The 26,430-nt window shown below is 63.2% G+C and carries 24 protein-coding genes; 12 read left to right on the top strand and 12 right to left on the bottom strand.

Annotated elements, in window-relative coordinates:
* Positions 1–42 precede the first annotated feature (42 nt).
* From CVS28_RS16555 to CVS28_RS16545, 3 genes are all read right to left on the bottom strand, one after another.
* Complete coding sequence (locus tag CVS28_RS16555) at positions 43–1,278, bottom strand: pyridoxal phosphate-dependent aminotransferase (protein ID WP_103466893.1); 1,236 nt, start codon at positions 1,276–1,278, stop codon at positions 43–45.
* An 89-nt stretch (positions 1,279–1,367) separates the two neighbouring features.
* A complete protein-coding gene (locus CVS28_RS16550; RefSeq protein ID WP_103466811.1) occupies positions 1,368–1,745 on the bottom strand; it encodes a VOC family protein in 378 nt (125 codons plus the stop codon).
* A gap of 83 nt (positions 1,746–1,828) precedes the next feature.
* Positions 1,829–3,577, bottom strand: coding sequence for a long-chain-fatty-acid--CoA ligase (locus tag CVS28_RS16545; protein ID WP_103466810.1), 1,749 nt, complete (start codon positions 3,575–3,577; stop codon positions 1,829–1,831).
* Between the two features lie 308 nt (positions 3,578–3,885).
* Between CVS28_RS16545 and CVS28_RS16540 the strand changes: the two genes are divergently transcribed.
* On the top strand, positions 3,886–4,521 hold the full coding sequence (locus CVS28_RS16540; RefSeq protein WP_103466809.1) for a uracil-DNA glycosylase family protein: 636 nt from the start codon (positions 3,886–3,888) through the stop codon (positions 4,519–4,521).
* A 139-nt stretch (positions 4,522–4,660) separates the two neighbouring features.
* Positions 4,661–5,803 (top strand): PQQ-dependent sugar dehydrogenase, encoded by a 1,143-nt coding sequence (locus CVS28_RS16535; protein ID WP_103482195.1) that lies wholly within the window; start codon positions 4,661–4,663, stop codon positions 5,801–5,803.
* Between the two features lie 165 nt (positions 5,804–5,968).
* On the opposite strand, the gene CVS28_RS16530 is transcribed toward CVS28_RS16535, so the two are convergent.
* From CVS28_RS16530 to CVS28_RS16520, 3 genes are read right to left on the bottom strand one after another with little or no spacing between them, the layout of a single operon-like run.
* On the bottom strand, positions 5,969–6,877 hold the full coding sequence (locus CVS28_RS16530) for a sugar phosphate isomerase/epimerase family protein (RefSeq protein ID WP_103482194.1): 909 nt from the start codon (positions 6,875–6,877) through the stop codon (positions 5,969–5,971).
* On the bottom strand, positions 6,874–8,097 hold the full coding sequence (locus CVS28_RS16525) for a dihydrodipicolinate synthase family protein (protein WP_103482193.1): 1,224 nt from the start codon (positions 8,095–8,097) through the stop codon (positions 6,874–6,876). Before CVS28_RS16525 ends, CVS28_RS16530 begins: the two co-directional genes overlap by 4 nt.
* A 2-nt stretch (positions 8,098–8,099) precedes the next feature.
* Positions 8,100–9,233: a Gfo/Idh/MocA family protein gene (locus CVS28_RS16520; protein WP_103482243.1), complete on the bottom strand. Its 1,134-nt coding sequence runs from the start codon at positions 9,231–9,233 to the stop codon at positions 8,100–8,102.
* 261 nt (positions 9,234–9,494) lie between these two features.
* Here CVS28_RS16520 and CVS28_RS16515 point away from each other — a divergent pair, with 261 nt between their 5' ends.
* Positions 9,495–10,559 carry a LacI family DNA-binding transcriptional regulator gene (locus CVS28_RS16515; protein WP_103482192.1) on the top strand — a complete coding sequence of 355 codons (1,065 nt, stop codon included), beginning with the start codon at positions 9,495–9,497 and terminating at the stop codon, positions 10,557–10,559.
* Positions 10,560–10,609: 50 nt separating this feature from the next.
* Positions 10,610–11,032, top strand: a complete 423-nt coding sequence (locus tag CVS28_RS16510) for a pyridoxamine 5'-phosphate oxidase family protein (protein WP_103466891.1) — start codon at positions 10,610–10,612, stop codon at positions 11,030–11,032.
* 78 nt (positions 11,033–11,110) lie between these two features.
* Here the strand turns inward: CVS28_RS16510 and CVS28_RS16505 are convergent, their stop codons facing one another.
* Positions 11,111–11,665, bottom strand: coding sequence for an AMIN-like domain-containing (lipo)protein (locus CVS28_RS16505; protein ID WP_103482242.1), 555 nt, complete (start codon positions 11,663–11,665; stop codon positions 11,111–11,113).
* Between the two features lie 371 nt (positions 11,666–12,036).
* Here CVS28_RS16505 and CVS28_RS16500 point away from each other — a divergent pair, with 371 nt between their 5' ends.
* Positions 12,037–12,636 (top strand): hypothetical protein, encoded by a 600-nt coding sequence (locus CVS28_RS16500; protein WP_103466804.1) that lies wholly within the window; start codon positions 12,037–12,039, stop codon positions 12,634–12,636.
* Between the two features lie 18 nt (positions 12,637–12,654).
* On the opposite strand, the gene CVS28_RS16495 is transcribed toward CVS28_RS16500, so the two are convergent.
* Together CVS28_RS16495 and CVS28_RS16490 are read right to left on the bottom strand one after the other, a co-directional pair.
* The gene (locus CVS28_RS16495) at positions 12,655–13,083 is read right to left on the bottom strand and encodes a universal stress protein (protein WP_103482191.1); all 429 of its coding nucleotides are present in this window, start codon (positions 13,081–13,083) and stop codon (positions 12,655–12,657) included.
* 107 nt (positions 13,084–13,190) lie between these two features.
* Entirely contained in the window at positions 13,191–15,575 is a 2,385-nt protein-coding gene (locus tag CVS28_RS16490; protein WP_243399939.1) for a transglycosylase domain-containing protein, read from the bottom strand.
* A 211-nt stretch (positions 15,576–15,786) separates the two neighbouring features.
* Here CVS28_RS16490 and CVS28_RS16485 point away from each other — a divergent pair, with 211 nt between their 5' ends.
* From CVS28_RS16485 to CVS28_RS16465, 5 genes are all read left to right on the top strand, one after another.
* Entirely contained in the window at positions 15,787–16,407 is a 621-nt protein-coding gene (locus CVS28_RS16485) for an L-threonylcarbamoyladenylate synthase (protein WP_103482190.1), read from the top strand.
* A 290-nt stretch (positions 16,408–16,697) separates the two neighbouring features.
* The gene (locus tag CVS28_RS16480) at positions 16,698–17,258 is read left to right on the top strand and encodes a Dps family protein (protein WP_103482189.1); all 561 of its coding nucleotides are present in this window, start codon (positions 16,698–16,700) and stop codon (positions 17,256–17,258) included.
* An 8-nt stretch (positions 17,259–17,266) separates the two neighbouring features.
* Entirely contained in the window at positions 17,267–18,100 is an 834-nt protein-coding gene (locus CVS28_RS16475; RefSeq protein ID WP_103466800.1) for an SDR family oxidoreductase, read from the top strand.
* Between the two features lie 250 nt (positions 18,101–18,350).
* Complete coding sequence (locus CVS28_RS16470) at positions 18,351–20,039, top strand: DUF8189 domain-containing protein (protein WP_133159176.1); 1,689 nt, start codon at positions 18,351–18,353, stop codon at positions 20,037–20,039.
* Positions 20,040–20,095: 56 nt separating this feature from the next.
* Positions 20,096–20,389 carry a protease inhibitor I42 family protein gene (locus tag CVS28_RS16465; protein ID WP_103466798.1) on the top strand — a complete coding sequence of 98 codons (294 nt, stop codon included), beginning with the start codon at positions 20,096–20,098 and terminating at the stop codon, positions 20,387–20,389.
* Positions 20,390–20,414: 25 nt separating this feature from the next.
* Here CVS28_RS16465 and hrpB read toward each other — a convergent pair whose 3' ends face one another.
* The 3 genes from hrpB to CVS28_RS16450 form a co-directional block, all read right to left on the bottom strand.
* Positions 20,415–23,039 carry an ATP-dependent helicase HrpB gene (gene hrpB, locus CVS28_RS16460; RefSeq protein ID WP_103482187.1) on the bottom strand — a complete coding sequence of 875 codons (2,625 nt, stop codon included), beginning with the start codon at positions 23,037–23,039 and terminating at the stop codon, positions 20,415–20,417.
* A 5-nt stretch (positions 23,040–23,044) separates the two neighbouring features.
* Positions 23,045–23,368, bottom strand: a complete 324-nt coding sequence (locus tag CVS28_RS16455; RefSeq protein ID WP_103482186.1) for a putative quinol monooxygenase — start codon at positions 23,366–23,368, stop codon at positions 23,045–23,047.
* Positions 23,369–23,436: 68 nt separating this feature from the next.
* Complete coding sequence (locus tag CVS28_RS16450; RefSeq protein ID WP_423716417.1) at positions 23,437–24,117, bottom strand: MBL fold metallo-hydrolase; 681 nt, start codon at positions 24,115–24,117, stop codon at positions 23,437–23,439.
* A gap of 117 nt (positions 24,118–24,234) precedes the next feature.
* On the opposite strand from CVS28_RS16450, the gene CVS28_RS16445 reads away from it, so the two are divergent.
* Entirely contained in the window at positions 24,235–25,167 is a 933-nt protein-coding gene (locus tag CVS28_RS16445; protein WP_103466795.1) for a threonine/serine dehydratase, read from the top strand.
* A gap of 116 nt (positions 25,168–25,283) precedes the next feature.
* A partial coding sequence (locus CVS28_RS16440) for a DUF222 domain-containing protein (RefSeq protein ID WP_133159175.1) occupies positions 25,284–26,430 on the top strand: 1,147 nt, incomplete at its 3' end.

The raw sequence follows: 26,430 nt of genomic DNA, 5'->3' as shown, positions 1-26,430 counted from the left end.
TACTTTCAAAACCGAGGGCCGGTGGATTCTATTCCCGGGAGGCTAGTGTGTGAGCTGCTCGGATTTGCTGCGGTAGACGGCCAGGAAGGAGGAGATGCGCCGCACGGCCTCCTCAATGTCGCCCACGGAGGGCAAAATAACGAAGCGGAAGTGGTCCGGAGTGGGCCAGTGGAAGGCTGTGCCATGGCTGACGAGAATCTTCTGGTCCTCCAGAAGATCGATCACGAACTTTTCATCGGACTCGATGGGGTACATCGCCGGGTCCAACTTCACGAACAGGTACATCGCCCCGGCAGCCGGCACGCAGGACACGCCGGGCAGGGCGTTGAGGAGCTTTGAGGCGAGGTCGCGCTGCTCGCGCAGCCGTCCGCCGGGCTTGGTGAGGTCGTTGATGCTTTGGTAGCCGCCCAGGGATGTTTGGATGGCGTGCTGGGCCGGCACATTGGCGCACAAGCGCAGCGACGCCAGCAGTTCCAGTGACTCCTTGAACCCTGCCATGGCGGCACGGGGGCCGGACAAGGCCACCCAGCCGGCCCGGTAGCCGGGCATCCTGTACGCCTTGGACAGGCCACTGAAGGTAAGCGTGCAGACGTCCTTGGACATGGCGGCCATGTGGATGTGGGTGCGGCCGTCGTAGAGGATCTTCTCGTAGATCTCATCCGAGAAAATCACCAGGTCGTGCTTGCGGGCCAACTCCACAAACGCCTCCAGAATGTGGCGCGGGTACACGGCACCGGTGGGGTTGTTCGGGTTGATGATGACGATGGCGCGCGTCTTGGGCGTGATCTTGGCTTCGACGTCGGCCAGGTCGGGCCACCATTCGTTGTCCTCATCACAGAGGTAGTGCACGGGGATGCCGCCGGTGAGCGTGACCGAGGCCGTCCACAAAGGGTAATCGGGTGCGGGAATCAGGACTTCGTCGCCATTCTCCAGGAACGCCTGCAGGGTCATGGAAATGAGTTCGCTGACGCCGTTGCCCACAAAGATGTCATCCACCCCAATAGTCATCAAACCCTTGGTTTGGTAATACTGGGAGATGGCCGTGCGGGCGGAGAAGATGCCCTTGGAATCGCTGTAGCCCTGGGCGCCGCGCAGGTGGTGGATCATGTCCACCACAATGGACTCCGGCGCTTCCAGGCCAAAGGGTGCCGTGTCGCCAAGGTTCATGCGCAGGATCCGGTGGCCCTCCGCCTCCATCTTCTGGGCAGCGTGCAGGATGGGTCCGCGGAGTTCGTAGCGAACGTTGGCTAATTTGGAAGAAAATTGCATGGGGCGCATGCCTTCAATCTTCACATATTCAACGCAACAAACGGCGGTACGGTCCACATTTTGGCCGGTTTGGTGCCGCGATGGGGACGTCGGCTTGTTTATTCTTGGATGACGCTGAGCACGTTCCCGGCCGGATCCTTGAACCAGGCTATGAGCGGGCCGCCGCTGCGGAAGATACCCTTGGCGTCGGTCTCCATGGGGGTGCCGGCATAATGCTCAAGCTCGACGCCGGCAGCGGCCAGTGCGTCCACCGCACCTTCAATGTCCGGCACCGGAAAATTCAAAACCGTGAACGACGCCGGCTCATGGCTGTCACCCTTGGGGTAGACCAACACTGTCCCACCGCCTGGCAGGTGCAGGGTCAGCATGCCGTCCTGTTCAGCCACGTCCAGGCCCAGCGTGGTGCCGTAAAAATCACGGGCCGCTGGAATGCTGTCCACGGAGAATCCACTAAATGCCTTGCTGTTTTCCAACATGATTGCTGCTTCCCTTCGTCGTTGGCCCCCCGCCACTGTCCAGCCTAGGCCTGCGGTGGCGCGAGCAACAGAGGTGGCTACGGTCAGAGTATGGGCAGCACCTGTTCTTTGACCTGCTTGCGCAAGATCTTGCCCAGCATGGAACGCGGCATGTCAGCAACGGCCACAATCCGGACGGGAACCTTGTAGCCCGCCATGCGCTCACGGCAGTGCGCGCGCAGGGCTGCCTCGTCCAGGCTGGTGCCTGCCTGAAGCACGACGGCGGCAACCACCATTTCCCCGCCCCGTTCCAAGGGCTTGCCAAAGACCGCGACGTCGGCCACGTCGTCGTGCAGGCGAAGAACGGCCTCCACCTCGGAGGGGGAAACGTTGAAGCCGCCCGTGATGACCAGTTCCTTCATCCTGTCCACGATGGTGGTGAAACCGTCCGGGTCCACCGTGACGATGTCGCCCGTGCGCAACCAACCGTCCTCGGTGAGCGCCTTGGCCGTTTCCTCAGGATTGTTCCAATAGCCCGCGAAAACCTGCGGGCCCTTCAGGAGCAGTTCCCCACGCTCACCCTGGGGGACGTCCACGCCGGGATCGTCGACGTCGGACACCCGCATCAAGGTGGACGGGAACGGCACGCCGATGGTGCCGTTGCGCCGCGTGGGGTGGAAGGGATTGCCCAGCGCCACGGGCGAAGATTCGGTCATGCCGTAGCCCTCCACCAGCAAACCGCCGGAGACCGATTCCCACAGTTCCACCACATGGTCGGGCAGATTCATGGCGCCGGAGATGCTGTATTTGCAGGAGCGCAGGGAAACGCCCTTCTCCTTTGCCGCCAAGGCTGTGCGTTCATAGATGGGCGGCACCGCACAGTACACGGTGGCCGGTGACTTCTTCATGGCGGCCAGCACCAGATCGGTGTCAAACTTGGGGAACAGCACCAGCAGGCCCTGTTTGCGGATGCCAAACGTGAGGTAGAGGGTCATGCCAAAGGCGTGGAACATGGGCAAAATGGCGTAGAGAATTTCCTTGCGCTCCTGCGCGCCGTGCATCCATGCCTCGCCTTGAAGGGCGTTGGCGTAAAGGTTGTAGTGGGTGAGCATGGCGCCCTTGGGGTTTCCCGTGGTGCCGGAGGTGTAGCCGATCACGGCCAGGTCCTGCACTCCGGGGCGCGGGTGGGTGGAGCTGATCCTGCCGTGGGCCAGCAGATCCTTCCACGCCATGGCTCCCGGCGCCGGGGCACTGAGCGCTGCCCGCGTTTCCCGGAGCTTTTTCAGCGGCAACGCCAAGGCCAGACGCTTGGCGACCGGGAATGCGTTTAAGAGGTTCACGGCCACAATGTGATCAATGCTCACGTCGGCGGGGAATGCTTGAACGGCTGCCACAGCTTTGTCCCAGGCGATGACCACTCGGGCCTGATGGTCCTCAAATTGATGCCGGAGCTCGCGTGAAGTGTACAGCGGGTTGTGTTCCACCACCACGGCCCCCAGACGCAGGACGGCATAAAAGGCCACCACGTGCTGTGGGCAGTTGGGGAGAATGAGAGCCACCCTGTCCCCCGCCCTGACGCCCAGCCGGCGCAAACCCTCAGCCGCCCGCTCCACCTGCTCCCCCAATTCGCGGTAGCTGGTCCGGCGGCCAAAGAACTCCATGGCCGGGTGCTCGCCCGCTTCCGCAACGGAGCGCTCAAACATGGCCACCAGGGACTCCGTGGGCAGCTCAATGTCTGCCGGGACGCCCGGCTGGTAGTTCCTCACCCACGGCTGGGTGGGGATGTTCTGCGCTTCGCTGCTGGACTGCTCTGTGCTGGACTGCTCGGTGCTGGACTGCTCAATGTTCGCCATGCCACCATTTTGCCGCCAACGGTACTGGAGTGTCGAATGCCGACGGCGGGGGGCCCACGGCCGGGAGCCAGCCGCCCATCGTGAGGGGTCCGGCGTCGACCGTCAGGAACAAAAGGGGCAAAATCGGCTAAATCAGTGGATTTTTGGGCTGTCGTGTTTCTCACAATAAAAAGTTTCTGCGCTCCCCTAGCACACCCCCGGACGGCCCATGGACCGGCGAAGATTGCTAAGCTAAGAGGTCGGACATGGCCCCCTGCCGGGCAGCTACCGCCAACACTCTCATTCTTCATAAGGAGAACAACGCCTCAATGACATCCGTGGCCACTGAATCACTGCGTGACCAGCTTTGGAATCGCCGTTACGACGAGAACATTGCACCCATCACCGAGCTCTGCGACACCCTGGCGGAAGCCCGGCCCGAGCAGCAGGTGGCCTATGTAGACCCCGTTCACGATGTCGACGAGTGCAAGATCATCAGCTTGTTCTCCAACGTTGGCGAGATGGACGAGTCAGGTTTCATCACCGCCGGCGACGAGCAGGCAGCCACCCGCCTGCTGGGCATCCACTGGCAGATTGGCCTGCGTCCCAGCCTGGTCATGCCGTGGAACGTACACCCCTGGTTCACGCCGGGCGAGCCCAACGGCCGCCTCACGGCACCGCAGATTGAGCAGGGCCTGCGCCCGCTGGTGAAGTTCATGACCCTGGTCCCCCGCGCGTCAGCACTGGTGGCACACGGCACCGAGGCGCACCGACTGGCAGACCAGCTCCTGAAGGCACAGGGCCCCATGCTGTACAAGCGTGGATTCGGCATTTACAAGGTCCGTTCACTCTCAGGCCGCAGCTTTGCCGGCTCGCCCGAACGCCAGGAGCAGTGGCTGCTGGAATCGGCCAAGGCCTACGCCGAGTCAATGACCCGCAACGGCATCCCCGTCAAGGGCCGCTAACTTATTCCAACTGACCCGCAGAAAACGCCGAAAAAAGACGATTTTGATCGTTTTTCCGGCGTTTTCTGCGGGTCAGTTTGCTTTAAGGCTCGACGGCGGGGCCCTCCCCTGAAACTTGCCCCTGCGGTAGGCTCGGCGCATGAGTCACTGCGCAGCGCGGCTCGGCGAACGGAGCCGCCCCAGGAGCAACCGGATTGTCCTGGCTGCCGCTTGTTTCACGACAGCGTTGTCCATGGCCGCCTGCACATCAATCACCCCTGCCCCCGGGCCAAGTACCCCAGCAGCTGCGGCAGGCGGAACCGGCGACGTTGCGACGGGACTTGATGCCCCGTGGTCCATGGCGTTGCTGGCGGACCGTTCACTCTTGGTCAGCGAACGGGACACGGGCCAGATTGTAGAAGTGTCGGCACAAGGGGCCACGCGAGACATGGGAACGATACCCGGAGTGGTCGCTTCCGGCGAAGGCGGCCTGCTGGGTCTGGCTGTGCGGCTGGGTGGCTGTGACGGAAACCCAATACCGGACACGGGCTGCCTGATGCTGTACGCCTACTTCACCGCCGAAAGTGACAACAGGATTGTGCGGATGCCCGTGCTGGGAGCAGCCGGCGACAGGAGCCTGGGTGCTCCCGAAACTATCATCGCCGGCATTGCCAAAGCGGGCAACCACAACGGTGGCAGGCTCGCGTTCGGCCCGGACGGCATGCTCTACGTCACCTCCGGCGACGCCGGGAACGCAAACGCTGCCCAGGATCCCACGTCCCTGTCGGGAAAGATTCTGCGATTAACGCCCGACGGCGGAATCCCCGCCGACAACCCGTTCCCGGGCAGCCCTGTGTGGTCTTTGGGGCACCGCAACCCCCAAGGCATTGCCTGGGATGGCCAGGGCAGGATGTGGGCCTCGGAATTTGGCCAAAACCAGTGGAATGAGCTCAATGAGGTCAAGGCCGGGGCGAATTACGGCTGGCCGCTGGTGGAAGGAATAGGGGACGACAAGCGCTTTGTTAATCCGGTGCTCCAGTGGTCCACGGACGAGGCCAGCCCCAGCGGAATCGCGATCAACGGCACCACCCTCTACATGGCTGCGCTGCGCGGACAACGCCTGTGGGTTATTGATCTAGCCGGCACTCCCGCATCAAACGAAACCCTCGTGGGTGAACTCGGCAGGCTCCGCGACGTGGCATTAACCGCAGACGGCCGCCTGCTTGTTCTGACGAACAATACAGACGGCCGCGGCAGCCCAAGGGATGGCGACGACAGAATCGTGGCGATCGTGCTCGGCTGAGAGCGGCGCCGAACCCGGCATTTTCGACAACGCGGGCGCGCAGCGGATTTGGGGGCTGGAGGCGTGGTGGGCGTCGCCGCGGACACACCGACGAAGCCGTGTGTGGCGCGGTGCGGGCACCAGCCCCCAAATCCGTGAAGCGCCGATCCTCCGCCGGAGGTGAACCTAGACGCTTGTCAGGGCCAGGTGCGGGGCCACCCATTCGGCGTAGCGGGCCTTGACGGTGTCGATGACGTCCGCGTAAGGCTGGGCCCAGATGTCCTCGTTGAAGATTTCCACCTCAACCACACCGTCGTAGCCAGCCTCGGCAACCCAGGCACCGATCGAGGCGAAGTCGATCACGCCGTCGCCCATGAACCCGCGGGACAACAACGCGTCGGCGGCGATGGGCAGGTTGAAGTCGCACACCTGGTAGGAGGCGATGCGGCCCTCGGCACCTGCGCGGGCAATCTGCTCGCGCAGCGACGGGTCCCACCAGACGTGGAAGGTGTCCACCACCACGCCCACGGCCTCCACTGGGTGCGGGGCAGCCAAATCCAGGGCCTGGCCCAACGTTGAGAGGACAGCCCTATCCGCGGCGTACATGGGATGCAAGGGCTCCAAGACCAGACGCACCCCGTGCTTCAGGGCGAACGGGACCAGCTCGGCGAGCCGGTCGGCAACGCGCTGGCGGGCCAGCACAATATCCTTGCCACCAGCAACTGCCGCGGCCGAGCCCCCGCCATCAACGGCCCCCGGTGAGACGCTGAAATCGGGCAGTCCGCCCACCACCATGATGATCTCGGTGGTGCCCAGGGCCTTGGCTTCCAAGATGGCGGCCTGGTTGTCGGCCAGTGCAGCGGCCTGGCCGGCCGGGTCGGCGGCGGTCAGGAAGCCGCCGCGGCACAAGCTTGATACTTGCAGACCGGATGAACGCACCATCTCAACGGCGCGCTCCAACCCCACTTCGGCCACTTTGTCGCGCCACAATCCAATGTGCGTCAGGCCCGCGGCTGCCGTCAAGGACAGGGCTTCGGCAAGCGAGGCCTTCTTGATGGTTGCTGTGTTGATGGACAGCTTCTCGAAGTTGCTCACGCGTGGGCCCCTTCCAGCACAACACACTCGACACCTGCGGTGTTCAGAAATCCGGCCATGCGTGTCGCGGCAAGCTCCGGCGCAAGCAGGAGGCCGGCCGTGTTGGCCAGGCGGAACAGCTTGACCAGGTGGTTGAGGTCGCGGCCGGCGTGCAGGCCGCCGATCATCTGGAAGCCTGGCTGGAAGCCGTTGAGCCACGCCAGGAAAGCAATGCCTGTCTTGTAGTAGTACGTGGGCGCCTCGAAGATGTGCAGCCCCAAATCCCGGGTGGAATCCAGGATGGCGCGGGCCTCGGCGGGGCGGCCGGCGTCGTACTCCTGCAACGCCGTGGACGCGGCCGGTGCAATCGCGGCAAAGATGCCAAGGAGCGCATCGGAATAGTGTGAGCCGTCGCCGTCGATGAGCTCGGGGTAGTTGAAGTCATCCCCCGTGTAGAGACGCACGCCCTCGGGAAGGGACGCGCGCAGCACAACTTCGTGTCCGGCGTCGAGCAGGGAAACCTTCACGCCGTCAACCTTCGCAGCATGCGTCGCAATGAGCTGCTGGAACGTGGCGGTCGCGGCGGCAACGTCTTCGCTGCCCCAGTAGCCGGCCAGGGCGGGGTCAAACATGGTGCCCAACCAGTGGAGGACGACGGGTTCCTTGACCTCGGAGAGCAGCGTGCCGTAGAGGGCGAGGTAATCCGACGGGCCGGCGGCCACCTTGGCGAGGGCGCGCGAAGCCATGATGATGACCTTGGCACCGGAAGCCTCGACGACGGCGATCTGCTCGCGGTAGGCGGCCAGCACGGCCGCCAGCCCTGCCTCGCCGGGTTCGACGTCGGCCGGGTCCAGCTGGTCTGTGCCGGCACCGCAGGCCAACAGGTCCCGCACGGTCCGTTCGGGCGTCGCGATGAGAGCGGCCTCGGCGGCACTGCGGTTGATGAGCTGCTGGGTGGCGGCCCAATCCAGGCCCATGCCTCGCTGGGCGGTGTCCATGGCATCGGCAATGCCAACGCCCCAGCTCCACAGCTCGCGGCGGAAGGCCAAGGTGGAATCCCAGTCAATCTCGGCCGGGGCGCCCGGTACATTGTTGCCCAGGACCTTGGGTGTGACGTGAGCTGCCGCGTAGACCTTGCGGGAGCTGATCAATCCGGTGGGCTTGCGCCACGGTCCGGTTTCATTCAAGGTGAGTGCTTCCAGCGCGCCGTCTGGGCGTGGAAGTGTCAGTGAAATGGTCATGGTTACAGCTCGATTTCGGGGATGTCCAGGGTGCGGCGCTCGGCCGAGGACTGCAGGCCCAGCTCGGCAAGCTGCACGCCGCGTGCTGCGGAGAGCAGACCAAAGCGGTGTTCGCGGCCGGCGATGGCGTCGCGCAGGAATTCTTCCCACTGCAGCTTAAAGCCGTTGTCCAGATCCGCATTGGCGGGAACTTCGGCCCACTGTGCGCGGAAGGATTCGGTGACGGGAAGATCCGGGTTCCAGACGGGCTTGGGGGTGTGGGCACGCTGCTGGGCCACGCACTTGTTCAAACCGGCGACGGCGGAGCCGTGGGTGCCGTCGATCTGGAACTCCACCAGCTCGTCGCGGTAAACACGCACGGCCCAGGAGGAGTTGATCTGGCCAATGACCTGATCTCCGGACGGAGTTTCGAGCTCGAAGATGCCGTAGGCGGCGTCGTCGGCCGTTGCCTTGTATTCCTTGCCCTGCTCGTCCCAGCGTGCCGGGATGTGGGTGGCGGTCTTGGCGTTGACGCTCTTGACCTTGCCGATGATGCCTTCAAGGACGTAGTTCCAGTGGCAGAACATGTCGGTGGTCATGCCGCCGCCGTCTTCCTTGCGGTAGTTCCAGGACGGACGCTGGGCAGCCTGGTGGTCGCCCTCGAAGACCCAGTAGCCGAATTCGCCGCGGATGGAGAGGATGCGGCCGAAGAAACCTTCGTCCACCAGGCGGCGCAGCTTGACCAGTCCGGGCAGGTACAGCTTGTCATGGACAACTCCGGCCGTTATACCGGCTGCCTGCCCGATGAGGGCCAGCTCGACAGCCTCTTCCAGGGTCTCCGCCGTGGGCTTCTCGGTGAAGATGTGCTTGCCGTTGGCCATGGCCTTCTTCAAGGTGGCAGCGCGCAGGCTGGTCATGGAGGCATCAAAGACGACGTCAACGGTGGGGTCCGCGATCACGGCGTCAAGGTCCGTGGACCAGTGCTCAACGTTGTGCAGTTCGGCCAGCTCGCGGACCTTGGCCTCGTTGCGGCCAATCAGGATCGGTTCAATGGCAACCTTGGTGCCGTCTTCCAGGATCAGGCCCGAGTCGCGCAGCGGCAGGATGGATCGCAGCAGGTGCTGACGGTAGCCCATGCGTCCGGTGATGCCGTTCATCGCGATGCGGATGACCCGCTGGTTTCCGTTGGACGGCTTGCTGGCAACAGTGTCAGCAAGGGTGGCTTGAGCGGCGCTCTGATCGGCGGTGGCTGTCATAGTCACGATATTCTCCCGAAAGTGGTTGTAAGTGCAGGCCAGGAAACCCGGCGTGGTTAGTCGTTAGGAAAGCGCTTTCCAATATATGCTGAAGATTGCATCCAGGTCAAGGGCACTTCGTGATCCGCCCCACACTATCCATCGAGCGCAAGGAACATTAGCGTGCCCGTTAAACTCTCAGAAGTTGCCCAGCACGCCGGCGTCTCTTTAGCTACGGCCTCACGCGTACTCAACGGCTCCAGCCGGACACCCGCTGCCGACATTGCCGAGCGCGTGAAGTCTGCCGCCGAGGAACTGGGGTACGTGGCCAACGCCCAGGCCCAGGCACTGGCCCGTTCCACCACAGGGCTGGTGGGCCTGGTGGTCCACGACATTGCTGACCCGTATTTTTCCGCCATAGCCCATGGGGTGCAGCAGGCCGCGTTGCAAACGCGCCACCAGGTGCTGCTGGCCGGCACGGATATTGTTGGCGACGGGTCCCCCGGCGATGCCGAACTCGCTGCCGTCAACGCGTTCATTTCGTACCGCACGGATGCCATCATTTTGGCGGCCTCGCGGCTTTTGGACGAAGATCCCCGGCTGGCCAAGGCACTCTCGCAGTACATCAACAATGGCGGGCGGGTGGTGACATTGGGGCCATCTGCCATTCCGGAGGCTCGCGTCCTGACGGTGGCCAACCGCGAGGGAGCCACAGCCTTGGTGGCGGCGCTCGTGGCGCAGGGCATCAAGCGCTTTGTCATCTTGGCGGGCCCGCATGAACGCAACACGGCAAGGGTGCGTGTGGAAGGTTTCCTGCACGGGTTGGCCGAGGCGAACCTTGAGCCTCTCGCCGTCGTTCACGGAGCATTCACCAGCAAGGGCGGCTACGACGCCACCGTGGAGTACCTGAATTCCCTCGGCGACAATGCCCAGGCGCTGTCCGTTTTGAAGGACGACGCCGAGTCCCCCGTCTGCATCTTGGCCGCCAACGACGTCATAGCGCTTGGCGCCATGACAGCTTTGCGTTCCCGAGAGCTGGGCATTCCGACTGATATTCAAGTCGCTGGATTCGATGATATTCCCACGCTGCGCGATCACTCCCCCGCGCTCACCACCTACCGCCTGCCTTTGGAGGACATGGGCAAACTGGCTGCCGAGATGGCACTGAACCCGGCAGCAAAGCAGTCCGGCAGCGTCACCGGAACAGTGATCCTGAGGGAAAGTGCCGGGCACCACCAGCCCGCCTAGCAACGGAAAGTTTGGTGTCCATTTTGGTCTCGGTGGGGCATAATCGCAGCATGAGCACTGATGAGCGCCCCGGCGAGAATATGTCCACCGATGAAGCATGGAAGTTTCTGGAGAACACGAGCTTTGGCAGACTGGCCCTCAGCGTGGCCAACCAGCCCGACATCTTCCCCATCAATTTCCTCGCTCATGAGCAGAAACTGTTGATCCGGACCAACCCCGGAACCAAGCTGGCCGAACTGACCATCAATGACACAGTTGCCTTCGAGATTGACGGCCTCGCCGAGGATCAGGCGTGGAGTGTTGTCCTCAAGGGGACTGCACGAGTCTTGGAATCGCAAACCGAGATCGACGCCGTCATGGACCTGCCGTTGACGCCTTGGCTGCAAACCCTCAAGTACACCTTTGTGGAAATCACGCCCAGCAGTGTTCGTGGGATCCGCTTCCCCCTGGGCTCGGAACCCGAGCGCTACTAGCTCGCCGAGTTCTGCCCGGCCACAAAAGTGCCGCCGTCGTTCCTGAAAATACGGGAGCAACGGCGGCACCAAAGGGACCTACCACTGATGGGCCACATCCAGCACTATCCGGGTCGTGTTCCCCGGGCCGTTCAGGAAGAATACCCTGAACGGCAGCCTGGCCCTCACCCCCACACCGATGTGGGTGTAGCCTTCGTAGCTGCCGGCCATGGCCACCTGGCGGAAGGTTGCAAAGCCAGCGGTGTTAACCAGCTCGTTCCTGTTGGCCGGATTGTAGGTGGACAGCCCGGTGTTCTGGTCGTAGGCCGGCGCCAGAACAACTACGTGCAAATCCGCACCGCCCCGGAGCGGCACGGGAAATCCGCTGCCCGGCTGGGAAACCGATGCAACGTACTGCACGCTGAAGCCGTTGGCATGGCCCTGAAGGTCAATGACCATGCGGTCATAGCACGCGTGCCGGCCGGCACGAACATTGGTGACGGAAGCACCGGTAAGGCTGCCGGACGCCTTCGCCAGCGAGCCCCACGTGATGCCGCAATACGGTGTTGAGGCGGCCTGGGCAGGCGCCGGAGCAACCACAACAAACGCCAGGAGCAACCCCACAATTGCCAACCAAGTTTTGACGATTTTCATGAAAAACACCCTCTATGGGAAATGATGGATGCCCTCTTTGTGAGGGTTGTTTAACGCTATTCCTGCAGAGCCCAGAGCGCATCGCCCAGGACGCAAAATCGGCCAAAGCGATACGGCGACACTCGGCGCGGCTGTGAACGTTACCCATATTTCCGTAGTCGCCTAATCGTGACCTTGGGCATCACAGTGAATCAGTTGCGCCAAAGTTCCGGGGACGGGCGCCTCGGAAGACGGAAATTCGAACTTCTGTGCCCACCCCTTGACCCGGGTGGGATTTAGGCCTGCAATAGGAGTATGGCGACACGCCACGTGCGCCAGCAAGGAGTGTCCGGGCGGGGCCGTCGGGACCACGTCCGTCGGAGGTGCCGGTTATGGTTGTCCTAGTACTTGCGGCGCTGGTCTGTCTCACGGCAGCGGCTACCGTTTGGCTGATTCGAACACGCGCCACGGCGGAAAATGATCCTGACGCAACGTTTTGGTACGCCTTTGCCGGCCTGTGCGTGGCGGCGCCCCTGATTTTGATTCCGGCGCTCACCAGCAGCTTCACGTCACTGGCACTTTTTGCCGTGGCCCTTGCCACTACCGTAGCCACCCATAAGCTCGTGGTGCGTCGCCAGATCACGGCCGCAGCCACCGACCGCCGCCGGCAGCTCAGCCTTGCCCTCAGCACCGCCAACCATGAGCACGACGCCCTAATGACTCGCTGGGGCCGCTATGAACTGGACCCGGCCGCTGCCATCGACTTCCCCGCCATGAGCGATGTCCGGGTGCCCGAAACCTCGGCCCTGGCCAAGGCCGCCCGCGCCGCAGCTTCACTTCGACACGGACCAGGGTGCCTCACTCGGATGTCCCTCACGGGGGATGTTCCCGCGGACGACGGCGTCGCGGAGTACCAGCGGGCCGTCGCCATGTTGGCGGAAGCCTTGGAGACAGCCGAAAAAGCTGCCCAAGGCTGCCTGGCCCGGCAGTAACTTACTTGAACCGGTAGCTTACTGAACCACCAGCACCGGGCACGGTGCGTGGCTGACCACGGCATTGCTGACGGAACCCAGCAGCAGACCCAGCAGCCCGCCTTGGCCTCGTCGTCCAACCACCAGCATGCGGGCGCCTTCAGAGCATGCCGCCAGCGTCTTGGCCGGGTGGCCTTGGACTAGGCGTGCCGAGACTGTGGTGGGGACGTCGGCGCCAAATGCTTGAAACAAGGCATCGTTGAGTACTTGGCAGGCACCGTCTTCAAAGCTTCCGATCCCCAGCGCCTCGTAGGTGGCATGCCTGCTGGGCACCTCCCACACGGCAACGGCATCAACCACCCCGCCTAGTTCGGCAGCGAACCTGGCGCCTTCTTGCAACGCTTTTACTGACGCGCTGGACCCGTCAACGCCAACCACGATGCGGACCACTGGTGTAGCTTCAGACACGAATTCGCTCCTTCAGGCAACGGGCCCATCCCGTTGCTTTGTATTCTTGCTCAGAAAACGTGCTGTCCATAGTTGGGACACCCCCATGGCTGCCACAGGTGGGCTTTTTACGGCGCAGGCTGTGCCGGCGTTGACGGCTGTTCAGCCGCTGGGGGCGGGAGGGTTGCCTCGGGCTCGGTCGTGGGCTGCGGCGGAACGGTTGCTTGAGGCACCGCAGGGACCTGGGGGCTTGGGTCTTGGGGCTGCGCGGGAACTTGAGGTGTTACGGGCAACGATTCCGCGCCGGACTTGGGGTCATTGAACCCCGCCACCAAGGGTGCCGTGGAGGCGAGCATCTCTGCTGGCGGGTTCACCAACTCCGAAGCGGTGTATTCAGGGTTGGCGGCTGCGGCGTTCATGACTGCTGCCCACTGGCCGCCAGCTAGGTCGGCACCGTCAACGCCAGCGTAGTACTTGCCGTTGATCACGATGTCTTGGTTCACAAATTCGGCACCGTTGCCCTTGTAGCTGCCAAAGAATGATGCGGTAACCACTCCACTATTGCCACCAATGGTCCAGGTTTCAATGTTGCCGTCAGTTGTACCGGTTTTGGCGAAGGAGTTGTTCTTGTCGTCCAGGGGGATGTTCCAGCCGGAGCCGCGCTGCAGGACGCTGCGCAGTGCGTAGGTCACCCCGGCCGCCACGTCGGCACTGATGGTTCGCTTGCAGTCCGCGGCGGGGACAGGGTACTTGGTTCCGTTGGCTCCAGTGATGGCCGTCAAGGCAATGGGGTTGCAGCGCGTACCCCCGCTGGCGAAGGTGGCAAACGCCGTTGCCATGTCCAAGGGAGCCACATTCTTGGTGCCGAGCAAGTTGGCAATGCTGGAAAGGTCATAGGGTTTGTTGGTCCCTCCGTCTTTCACCCCGGCTGCTGTTGCCATTTTTTGGATGTTGCAAAAGTCCAGGGCTGCGGCGGTTTGAAAGGTGACGGTGTTGATGGAATTGTAGAGCCCTTCGTAGGCGCTCATGGGGTAGTAATGGTTGGGGTCATCATTGGGTAGCAGGATGGTCCCTGCAGCAGGATCATAGTTTCCCGTGGTGGTTCCGCAGGAATTGGTCCACGGGTAACCGCTGGGGTAGCGCCGGACGGCGCCATTGATGGAGGTCATCATGGAATGGCCGCTGTTGAGCCATTCAGCGAACACAAACGGCTTGAAGGTTGAACCGACAGGGAAACCACCGGCACCATGGAGCGGCTGGCCATTGGCGTCATTGACCGGAACGGCAAAATTTCCCATGTAGTTCCCGGGCGCCTCGGCCGGATTGTACACGGTGTTTTGCGCCATGGTCAGGACCTTGCCCGTCCCCGGCTGCACACTGACAATCGCCGCACCACGCTGCAGCGGGTCGGTGGCACTCATGGTGGCGGTGGCTTGCTCCTGGGCCACCTTTTGCAGGGCTGAATCCAACGTGGTTTGCAGGGTCAGGCCGCCCTGGTAGAGCACCTTGGTCCGCTCCTCCAGGGTGGCACCGTAGGCCGGGTCGTTGAGAAAAAGCTGCTGCACATAGTCGCAGAAATAGGCGGCGGTGGCTGCGGCACAACCCTGAGAGCTGGTGGTTACATGCAGGTCCAGGGGCGCCTGGACGGCAGCGTCATGGTCCGCCTGGCTGATCTTATTCTGATCCAACAACTTGGCAAGAACTGCGTTGCGCCGGGTGACAACATTCTCCGGCTGGGTGATGGGGTCGTAGTAGGTGGGCCGGTTGACCACCCCAGCCAAGGCTGCGGCCTGTGGGAGGGTAAGATCCTTGGCCGTGGTGTTGAAGTACAGTTTCGCGGCAGCTTCAATGCCGTAGGCTCCGTTGCCAAAGTAAATGATGTTCAGGTACCCGGCCAAGATCTCATCCTTGGACAACTTCTTTTCCAGCCCAATGGCCAGCTGAATTTCGGTGACCTTGTCGGCCACCGTCTTTTCCATGCCCAGCTTGGCTTCATCAGTCTTCCCATCCGCCACCAGCTGTTCGATCAACATGTTGTTGACGTACTGCTGGGTGATGGTTGAGGCACCTTGGCGCCCGCCATTGATGGTGGCGACCAGGGCCCTGACAATGCCTGTGGGATCCACCCCGCCGTGCTCGTAGAACCTGGCGTCCTCAATGGCAACCACGCCGTCCTTGATGAAGGGCGACATGCTGTCAAAATCCACGACCTTCCTGTCTTGGGCGTACAGGGTGGCAATCGTGGAACCGTCGGAGGCGAGCATTGTGGTTGCCTGCGCGGGTGCCTGAAAGTCCATCGAGCTCGGAACAGTGGTCAAAAAATCGTTGACACCGGCCACAGCCACCTTGGCAAAAGCTGCCGCGGGCACGAACATGCCAGCCACCATCACCCCGATGACTGAACTGATCAGCAGCATCCGCAGCAGTTGCGAGGAAGTCGTGGTGCTTCCCCCGTTGGCAGCAGTCGCTAGATAGTGGCTTGCCTTGGGCTGCCTTGGTGAACGCTCTCCCATGGAAGACCTTCCTCTAAAGTGCTCATGCGCCGGGGCCATTTGATGCGCAGCAGCCCTGGCGCATACGTCCTTTTTAGCGTCCCCCCAATATATGGGAGTTAGCTGGACGTGGCACCCCGAAACCGCTGGAAGCAGGGCAGCACTCCGGTGCACGTCACAGTGAAGTGGCACAATGGCCCCAGGGAGCGTGCGGGAGTCGTATGCTCATTTCATGGCAAAATTCTTCGACATTCATCCAGACGATCCCCAGCCGCGTTCGGTCAGCCAGATCGTGGCCATCCTGCAATCCGGCGGGCTCATCGCCTACCCCACCGATTCCTGCTACGCGCTGGGTGCACAGCTGGGCAACCGCGAGGCTCTGGATCGGATCCGGTCCATTCGCCGACTGGACAGCAAACACCACTTCACCCTTGTCTGCAAGGACTTTGCACAGCTGGGGCAATTTGTCATGGTGGATAATGACATCTTCCGCAGCATCAAGGCCGTCACGCCCGGGCCGTACACCTTCATCCTCCCGGCCACCAAGGAAGTACCCAAACGCCTGGCCCACCCGAAAAAGAAGACTGTTGGCGTGCGCATCCCCGACAGCAGCCTGATCCAGGCCATTCTGGCAGAGTTGGGCGAGCCCATGCTCTCCAGCACCCTGCTGCTGCCTGATGAACAGGAGCCGCTGACGCAGGGCTGGGAAATCAAGGAGACGCTGGACCACGTGCTGGACGCCGTGATCGACGCCGGTGATGTTGGCGCCGAGCCAACAACAGTTGTTGACTTTTCCAGCGGCTATGCCGAAGTTGTCCGGCGCGGCATGGGAGATCCCAGCCGTTTCGAATAAACCGTAGAAGGGCCGCCGCTGTGCTCCATTAAAGGAGTGCTCCAATAAGGAAGTGCGACGGCGGCCCTTGCCTTGCGCTAGTGGGCGCGCCCCGCCATCAGAAACTATCCACCTGTGACACGCGGCTGCACGGGAACAACTCCCGGAACGTGGGTGTTCCGGGTGAACTGGTGCCGGACACCTCTAGACCTTCTTCGAAGATGTGGTTACCGTGAGAGCAGATCGGGCACGTTCCGGTCCTGCGAAACAAGGAAACAGCTAACCAGAGCGTTGATACGAAGGAGTTTCACATGGTTGTTAAGAGGACAGCTCACGCGGGATACACGGTTCCTGGCTTATCACTTCAGGATGGCCACAAGGTGGGCTCATTGCTCCAATCAAGGCTCCACGCCCTCAACGACCTCCAGCTGACGCTCAAGCACGCACATTGGAATGTGGTGGGCAGGGACTTCATCAGCGTGCACGAGATGCTGGATCCCCAAATTGACGTGGTCCGTGCCATGGTGGATGAAACCGCCGAACGCATCGCCACCTTGGGTGTCTCCCCCAACGGTTTGCCCGGAGCCTTGGTCGAGGCCCGATCGTGGGATGACTACGCCATTGCTCGGGCCGGTACCGCGGCGCACCTTGCTGCCCTGGATGTGGTGTACAAGGGCTTCCTCTCCAGCCACCGCAAAACCCTGGCCGACGTTGCCGAGCTGGACCCCATCACCGAGGACATGCTCATTGGCCAATGCGCCAAGCTGGAACTGTTCCAGTGGTTCATGCGCGCCCATCTCGAGGACGACGACGGCGACCTCCTCACCGCTGGCGCCAAGACCGAACGCTCAGCCGCCAACAAGGCAAAGTAAGAGCGGCTGTGACGGGCTCTGGAACAGTTTCCACTTACCCCAAAACGGCCATAGTCACCGGTGCCGATCGCGGCATTGGCAAAGCCATAGCGATCGCCTTGGCTCGGGACGGCTTCGATGTGGGCTTCACCTGGCATGACGATGAGGCGGGTGCCAGGGACACCGCTGCGAGCATCGAGGAGCTGGGTCGGCGCGCAGCCTTGTTATGGCTGGACACCAGCGACCTTCCCAGCTGCGCCCCTGCCGTGGAAAAGCTGGCCACGGAGCTCGGATCACTGGGAGTCTTTGTCAACAACGTTGGCGTGGGGCTGCTCAGCTCGGTGGTGGACACCGAGTATGAGGACTGGCAGCGGATACTGGACATCAACCTCAACGGCGCTTTCCTCTGTCTGCAGGCCGCTGCGAAACTGTTGATTGCCGGCGGTTCCGGTGGGCGGATTGTGGTGATCACCAGCATCCACGCCCACCAGCCAAGGTTTGGCTTCGGGGCTTACTGTGCCTCCAAGTACGGCCTCAACGGACTCGCCAAGACACTGGCCGTGGAACTGTCCGGGCACGGGATCACCGTGAACACGGTGGCACCAGGTGAAATCGCCACTCATCTGCCTGACTCCGAGCTGCGGCACCCTCACCAGATTCCGCGTCCAGGCATTCCGCTGGGACATGCCGGGACCGCGGAGGAGATAGCCGGCGTCGTCACTTTCCTGGCCTCCCCTGCGGCCAGCTATGTGACGGGAGCCAGCTGGGAGGTCGACGGCGGAATGGCTCAGGTGGGCGCCCAAGCCAGTTCGCATTTGGCCTCAAATGAGTGGCGGCAGGCGACAAGGAAGGGCACCTCCTAGGGCGACTGACACCCACCTTGTCCTTTTGGCTAAACACTGGCCGGTAGCATAGCCCCGCCCGTAGCGCAGATCTAGCATTTGCAGTGTTGAATGTGTTGAATGATTTGCGTGCGGGCGGGGCTCCTGGTGGAAGAAACGGGAGGCCCGGCGAGGTGGCCTGCGGGGCGCCCCACCCACAATTTCTTGATGACGGAACCCATGCACTGAGCGGTCCGTGTGGGAGGGCCGCGCGCTCACGGAGGGCACCACCATGGCCACTTTGGATATTCACGAACTATCGGCAACCCTTACCTCGGCAGAGGCTCGTTGGAGTCCCCGCATCACGCCTCAGTCGCTGCTGAGCGACGAGGCCAAGAGGGCCCTATTGGGCGTCATTTTCACCCCGGCCGACGTCGCCATGCGCGCGGCAGGACCTCAGGAAGCCGCCGGACTGGCAGCCAGGGCCTTTGCCCCGGAAGTTGACTGGCGCAACAAGAACGGCAACCACGTCACTGCTGTGCGGGACCAGCAGTATTGCGGTTCCTGCGTATCGTTTGCGTGCACTGCGGTGGTTGAGTCCATGGCCTCCATTGAGCACGGTCAGCTCCTTGACCTGTCCGAGGCCGATTCACATTTCAATTCCAGCCATGGCCCGTCCTGCGGCGGCTGGAATTCCCATGCCTGCATGGCACAGTTGCAGGCCCGGGGGCAGGTCAGCGAGACGGCCCTGCCGTACTCGAGCGCCTTTGACAGTCCACCTGTGATCGACCCGGCCACCAATCTTTGGAAGCCGTATGTGCGGCCCACCCCAAACCGGGCCGACAGCCAGGTCTCCATCACCAACCACGGCCTGATCGGTGACATCAACGAGCGCAAGAGCTACCTGGACAGCACCGGCCCGTGCGCCGCATCCTTCGACGTCTACGACGACTTCTACAGTTACGCCACGGGCGTGTACCAGCACGTCACGGGCAACTACGTTGGCGGGCACTGCGTTGAGGTAATCGGCTACTCCGAATCCGAGCAGTGCTGGCTGGTGAAGAACTCCTGGGGAACCGGGTGGGGCATGTCGGGCTACTTCAAGATCGCCTACGGTCAGTGCAACTTTGACGTATACGCCTTCTCCACCGCCCAGGGTGTGCAGCTTCCGCCCAGCCACGGCTGGAGCGGTTGGGAGTCTCTGGGCGGAATCATCACCTCCAAGCCCAGTGCCGTCTCCTGGGGACCCAACAGGATCGACGCCGTGGCCCGCGGCACCGACTCCGCCATCTGGCATAGGTGGTGGGACGGCTCAAGTTGGAACGGCTGGGAATCGCTGGGCGGCGGCTGCCAGAGCGGCCCGGCCATCTGCTCCTGGGAATCCGGGCGGCTGGACATGTTTGTGGTGGGCACCGACCACCAGCTTTACCACAAGTGGTTCGACGGTGGTTGGAGCGGTTGGGAAGCCCTTGGCGGCTTGCTGTCCTCCGACCCCGCAGCAGTTTCGTGGGGCCCCAACCGCATTGACGTCTTTGCCCGCGGCATGGACTCGGCCATGTGGCACCTGTGGTGGGATGGCAGCAACTGGGGAGGTTGGGAAAGCTTGGGCGGGGTGTGCGATTCCGCCCCTGCCGTTGCTTCATGGGGCGACAACCGGCTCGACACCTTTGTCAAGGGCACCGACAGCCAGCTGTACCACCAGTACTGGGCAGGGGCCGGATGGAGCGGCTGGGAAGCTCTGGGCGGCTACGTTGGCGGTGACCTCTCCGCAGCCTCCTGGGGACCGGACCGGATTGACATGTTCTACCCCGGCGCCGGCTTCAACATGATGCATAAGTGGTGGGACGGGTCCTGGAGCGGTGAGGAAAACCTTGGCGGGCTGCTGTCCTCCGGAACCGGGGTGTCCACCTGGGCGCCCGGCCGGCTCGACTGCTTCGTGGAAGGCACGGATTCTGCCATGTGGCACAAGTGGTATGCCTGATCCTGAACTAGGCAAGATGCGGCCCTTGACATGAGCCTGCCACGGAGGAGAGTTGAGTGGTGATCACAGTCCGGGCAGGCGAGATGTTCAGTGTTGAGTTCCCCGCCACCCCGGCCACCGGCTATCAATGGTCGGTGGCCGGGGTGCCGGCCGGGCTGGAGCTTGTGGACAAGTCCTTTGCCCCGGATTCGCAACTTGCCGATCCTGCACCGATACCGTCCCCCGGAACACAGAAATTCCATTTCATGGCCGGTGAGCCCGGACGCATGGAATTGCTGTTTGAGCTCAAGCGTTCCTGGGAGAGCCAATCAATCCAGGAGCGCACCGAGACCGTGGACGTCCTGCCTTGAGGTTCTGCCGTGGGAGCGCAAGCGATCACATCCGGCTTTTCACCCTTGCCGTGGCAGGTGCGCTCCAGGGGTCCTCGGGCCACGGATGCTTGGGGTAACGCCCACGCATCTGTGCCCGGACCTGGGCGTAGGGACCGGACCAGAATGACTGCAGGTCATCCGTCACGGCAAGCGGCTGCCGGGCAGGTGAGAGCAAGTGGAAGAGCACCCGCACGCGGCCATTGACCAGGAGCGGTGTTTGGGCCAGCCCAAAGCATTCCTGCAATTTCACGGCCACCACGGGAGGGCCGTCGCTGGAGACGTCCGGGTAGTCAATCCTGATCCGTGAACCGCTGGGAACGGCAAGTGTCTCCGGCACCAACTCCCCCAGCTGTGAAGCCTGCGGCCATGGCAGGAGGCGTCGCAGCGGATCGGTTAGAGAAAGTGCAGACAGCGCGCTTCCAGCCGCCACGGATTCGAGTTCCGGTCCCAGCCAATCCTGCAGTCTGGCCAGGAGGGCGGCGTCGCTGACATCCGGCCACGGCTCACCCAGCTCACGATGCAGCAAGGCCAGTCTGCGCCGCAATGCGTCGGCCGGAGCGCTCCAGGACAGCATTCCCACACCCTCGCGCGCCAGCGCGGCAGCCACGGCGTCACGCCCCTGTGCGGCGGATGCCTTGACGGGTGTTGAGGAGAGCACAATGGCTCCCAGCCGCCGCTCCCGGCGGGCGGTGACCTTGCCGTTGACGAACTGCGCCACCACGGAATCCCGCAACAGGTGGGCGGACACCTGCTCGGCGATTTCTTGACTCAAGGGAGCAGCGGCGCGGATGATGGCCCCGGTGCCTGCGGCGTCACGCCCCTGGGCGCGGGCCACATCTGCCACAGCCAACCACTCGTGTCCGGCCAGGGCGCTTCCCGCTGGCAGCCCCGCACGGGTGCCGGAGGACAGTAAATATTGGTGGCCCGCGGCGTTGGCCACCAGCCGTGCGACCCTGTCCGGGAAGGCCAGCCCCACCACGAACCCCACAACGTCCGGCGCATCAACTGTCGTGGCACCAGTGCGGACGTTGGGTGCGGCATTCTTGCGCGCAAGCTGTTCCAGCCGGCGCACTTCCTGGCCCCAGCGGCGTGCGCCGGGGTCGCGGCCGGCACGCAGTGAGCTCAGCAGCGCGGTGAGATCCGCGCCCTGCGCCCTGCTGTCCCCTGCCACGACGCCAACAATCTCGGCGGCCGGTTTGGGGCCTACCATGGCCGCGCCGTCGAGCAGTGCCCTGGCCAGGCGCGGCTCGGCGGGGATGGCTGCCAGTGTCTTTCCAAGCGCTGTTGCATGGCCCTGGGCATCCAAGGCACCCAATTCAGTCAAAATCTCAACGGCTGCGTTCATGGCCGCCACTGGTGGAGCGTCCGGGAGCAACAAACCTTGCCCTGCCGGAGCGCCCCAACAGGCCAGGAGCAGGGCAGCGGTGCTGAGGTCGGCCACGGCGATCTCAGGCGTGGGGTGGGCCGGGGCTGCCGCAAACGTTTTTTGTTCGTAGCAGCGCACCACTTTGCCCGGTCCAAGACGGGCCGCACGTCCTGCGCGCTGCTCCGCCGAGGCGCGCGAAGAGGTCACTGTCACCAAGCCGGTCATGCCGCGGGCGGCATCCCTGCGCGGCTCCCGCGACAAACCCGAATCAATCACCAGGCGCACGCCGGGAACCGTCAACGAGGACTCGGCCAGGGACGTCGAAACAATGATGCGCGGCAATCCGCCCGGCACCCTGGCCGAAACTGCCTTGTCCTGCTCGCGTGCCGGCACCTGGCCATGCAATTCAAGAATTTCCGTACCGGCACAGGCAGCCCGCAGACGTTGGGCAATGTGGCCCACTTCCCACGCACCGGGAGCAAAGACCAGTGCATCCACTGCGGGATTGCCGGCCACGGCTGCCGCATGCGCTGCAGCGGCCGTGTCGGCCACATGATCCAGGAATGCCCGGGAAATGCCGCGCTCATCCACCCGGGACATCGACGCCGGCGCCCAGTCAACCTCTAGGGGGTACAGCGCGGAGGGGCAGTCGATCACAGGAGCCGGGGACCCGGCGTCGTCCGCCAGCAGGCGGGAAAACCGCTGGGCGTTGAGGGTTGCTGACATGGCCAGCAGGGTCAGATCGCCGCGCAGCGCCCGCACTTCTGCCAGCATGCCCAGCAGGAGGTCGGTTTCCAGGCCGCGTTCGTGGACCTCATCCAGCACGACGGCGGACACCCCTTCCAGCCCGGGGTCACGCAGCAGGCGGCGCAGGAGAATTCCGGGGGTGAGGAATTCGATGATTGTTTCGTGGCTCGTGTGGTTCTCACCGCGCACGGTGTAGCCCACCTTGGTGCCGAGCGTGCTGCCATCCAGGGTGGCGAGCCGCCTTGCCGCCGACCGTGCTGCCACCCGCCTGGGCTGGGTAACGAGGATCCGCTGCCCTGCCTGGCCGTGGCTGAGCACATTGGCCACCAGGGGCGGCACCAAGGTGGTTTTTCCTGTCCCGGGCGGGGCCTGGACCACGGCAACGGCACCGTCCGGCTGCGAAAGGGCCAGGACGTGCGCCAGCTGGGGCAGGGACTGGGCAAAAACCAGTCCCTGCCCCAGTGTGTCAAGGCTGAAGGGGCCGCTTGGATACCCCATGGCGGCCGTGGCGGGCATGTGTATTAGTCGATCTGCAGCTCGCCCATGGCATCCCAGGAGTCGCCGTCCACCTTGCGCGAGACGATCTTGGGCGTCGCGACCAAGACGGGGCGCATGGCGTCAAGACCGGACTTGAAGTGGTCGCTGGAGACGTGGGCGCCGGCAGCGTCGTCGTCCAGGAATGCTTCCACCAGGACAAACTCGTTGGGATCGTCAACGCTTCGTGACCAGTCGAACCAGAGATTGCCCGGCTCGGCGCGGGTGGATTCCGTGTAGGGACCAACCAGGTCCATGAACTCCTCGGCGGATTCGGGCTGGACCTGAAATTTCACAACAATAAAGTACATGACTCCAGCTTAAGCGGCCATAAGTGCGCAACGCTAGTTGTGAGGCGCAGGCCATACTTTCGGCGCAGTTACCAGCCGCGTTCGCGCCAGTCAGCCAGTGATGGCCGTTCGGCGCCCAAGGTGGTCGCGTCACCGTGGCCGGGCAGCACTATGGCGTCGTCTCCATAGTTCGTAAAGAGCCGCTCCTGCACGTCATCGAGAAGTTGCGCGAAGCGCTGCGGATCCTGCTCAGTATTGCCAACACCACCTGGGAACAAGGAGTCGCCGCTGAAGATCAGCGTACTTTCCTGCTCGCCCGAACCACTGCGGAGAACATAGGCGATGGAACCGGGTGTGTGGCCGCGCAGATGCACTGTTGCCAGCTCAATGCCGTTTACCGCCAGTTTGCCGCCGTCGCCCACGGCGTGGTCAGTGGTAACGCCGCATTCAGAAGCAATCCCGGCAGCATCCTGGGCTCCGGCAGCTGTCGGGGCACCCGTCTGGGCCACCAATGCGGCCAAGGCGCGCACATGGTCCCAATGCTGGTGGGTGGTGGCAATCATGGCCAGCGTCGTGGGGCCACTGGAGTCCGCGGCGCCGTCGTGCAGGAGTGAATTGATGGCGGGCAGATCATCCGCGGCATCAATGAGAACTTGGGCACCAGTGGATTTGGCGGTGATCAAATAGACATTGTTTGCCATGGCGGAGACGACCGCGCGGCGCACTGTGTGCTGCGGCAGATCGTGGATCAAAGTGGAGTCAATAGTCATTGATCCAGCCTAGTCCGTCTGCCTGGAAGGATCTCTCGGTATGGGCAAAGTTGGACTCCATTTCACCGCCAGCTATAGCCTTGGGTAAATCCTTACGCCAGCAAAGAGAGCTCTTGAATGATCACCCGTGCAGATGTTGACCAGGCAGCCCTCCGCATCGATGGGCTGGTTCGCCGGACGCCGGTGCTCAAAGTGGATGCCGACCACTCCCCCGGCGATGTCTGGCTCAAGTGCGAGTTTCTCCAGCACACAGGCACCTTCAAGGCTCGTGGGGCTTTCAATCGCGTGATTGGTTGCCAGGAGCGGGGCGAACTTAACCCGGCGGTGGGCATAGTGGTGGCCTCCGGGGGCAATGCCGGGCTGGCCAATGCCTACGCGGCTTCCACCGTGGGCGTGCCCGCCACCGTTTATGTCCCGTTGAGTGCTCCGGCGGTGAAGGTTGCCAAACTGCGCAAGGCTGGCGCCACCGTGGTGCAACAAGGCGCCGAATACGCTGAAGCGTATGAGGCTGCCATCGCGTTTGCCACGGAAAAGGGTGCCGTGTACTGCCACGCCTACGACCAACTAGAGATTGCCGCCGGCGCCGGCACCATTGGCCTTGAATTGCTGGAGCAACTGGGCAGCATGGACACTGTCCTCGTGGCCGTGGGCGGGGGCGGCCTGATGGCAGGGATCGCTGCGGCACTGGAGGGTCACGCAACAATTGTTGCCGTGGAGCCCGACAACGCGCCAAGCCTGAACGCGGCGCTGGCAGCAGGCCAGCCCGTGGATGTTGCCGTTTCAGGCATTGCCGCTGATTCTTTGGGGGCTCGCAGCATTGGCGACATCGGCTTCGAGGTGGCCGTGCGGACAGGCGTTCAGAGCGTGCTGGTCAGCGACGAGAGCATCAGCGCAGCAAGGACGTTCCTGTGGGAGAACTATCGCATGGTTCTGGAGCACGGCGCAGCCGCGGCCTATGCGGCCCTGGCCTCTGGGGCGTATGTGCCGGCTGCGGGCGAACGCGTTGCCGTCATTCTATGCGGTGCCAACACTGATCCCACCGGGTTGTAAGAAGCCCGGATATCTCCAACGGCGCTTCCCCGGGCTTCTCGAGCGGGAAGAAATCTTCTGGAACATATATTCTAAAAAGTCTTCCCTTGAAGTCGTTCAGCGCCTAAAATTGGAGTATGGGCACCGCCAATTGGCCCGGCAGCAACAGGGTTTCCACCCCTGCCGGACAGCCGTTTCTGGATCAGGCTCCCGACCACTGGTCGGAGGCCGCTGACGGCGGATGTGCGGATGCCGAGTTCGCCAGGCTGATGGCCAGTGACCCTTTCGCCGATGACCCCCACATGAAAAACGTGACGTGGGTGGGCCCATCCCGGACGATCTCGGCGGATGAATGGGCCACGCTGGTCCAGACGCTTGACGGCGACGGCGGCTCCGCGGGCGCCCCAGGCGATGTCGCCGGGAGCGGCGCGGGGAGTTCCGCGGGTGTAGCCGGGAGCGGCCCAGGTAGTTCCGCGGGTCAACTGCTTTCATTGCCTGGCCTTGAGGCAGATTCCCTGGTGCAAGTGATCAGGGCCTCGGTTCCAGACCATCCAAAGGCGCCAAGAAAGAACAATCCTGCAGGCGTGACATGGACACCGGCCACCGGCGCTGAGGCGTTGACACGGCTGGAGCCGGACACGTTGAGCGATAACGACTTGCTGGACTACCTACACGCGGCGAACCGATTGGCGGCGTTTGCCCAGGCCAGGGAGATGGAGGCACTGGCCGAGTTCGCTACCCGCCGCCCGCCCATCAACGAGGAAACTTGCGGAGGCCGTGACCCCGAAGTGTCACTGTGGGCCGCAGGGGAACTCATGGCCGTGTACGCGATCAGTGCGGGCACTGCCCAGCATCGCCTCGATGACGCCGCAACGTTGGCAGCGTTGCCATCCACCGGGACACTGTTCAGGGAAGGACTGCTGGATCAGACCCGGATCCACGCCATCCGTCGCGGCCTGGAAAACGTCCCCGAGGACCTCTTCCCGGTCCTGGAACCGCTGTTCCTGACCGGGGCATCCCGGATGAATCCGGCCGGACTGACCCGCAAGATCCGGCGATTGGCACAAAAGCACAACCCTGAATCCCTGACCGAACGTTTTCACAGGGCCCGCGCGCAAAGAAGGGTCTGGTTCACCCCACTGCCCGACGGCATGGCAAAACTGGGCGCCATCCTGCCCGCCACACCCGCCCTGGCCTTGTTTCAAACCTTGGAAACGTGGGCCCTGCAAGCCCAGCGTGACGGCGAGCCATCTACCGCGCTGACCCCCACCGGGCGGCCCTCCC

Origin of the sequence: Arthrobacter glacialis, from assembly GCF_002909415.1 — a bacterium.
Lineage (GTDB): Bacteria > Actinomycetota > Actinomycetes > Actinomycetales > Micrococcaceae > Specibacter > Specibacter glacialis.
This window is presented reverse-complemented; position numbering and strand designations above follow the sequence as displayed.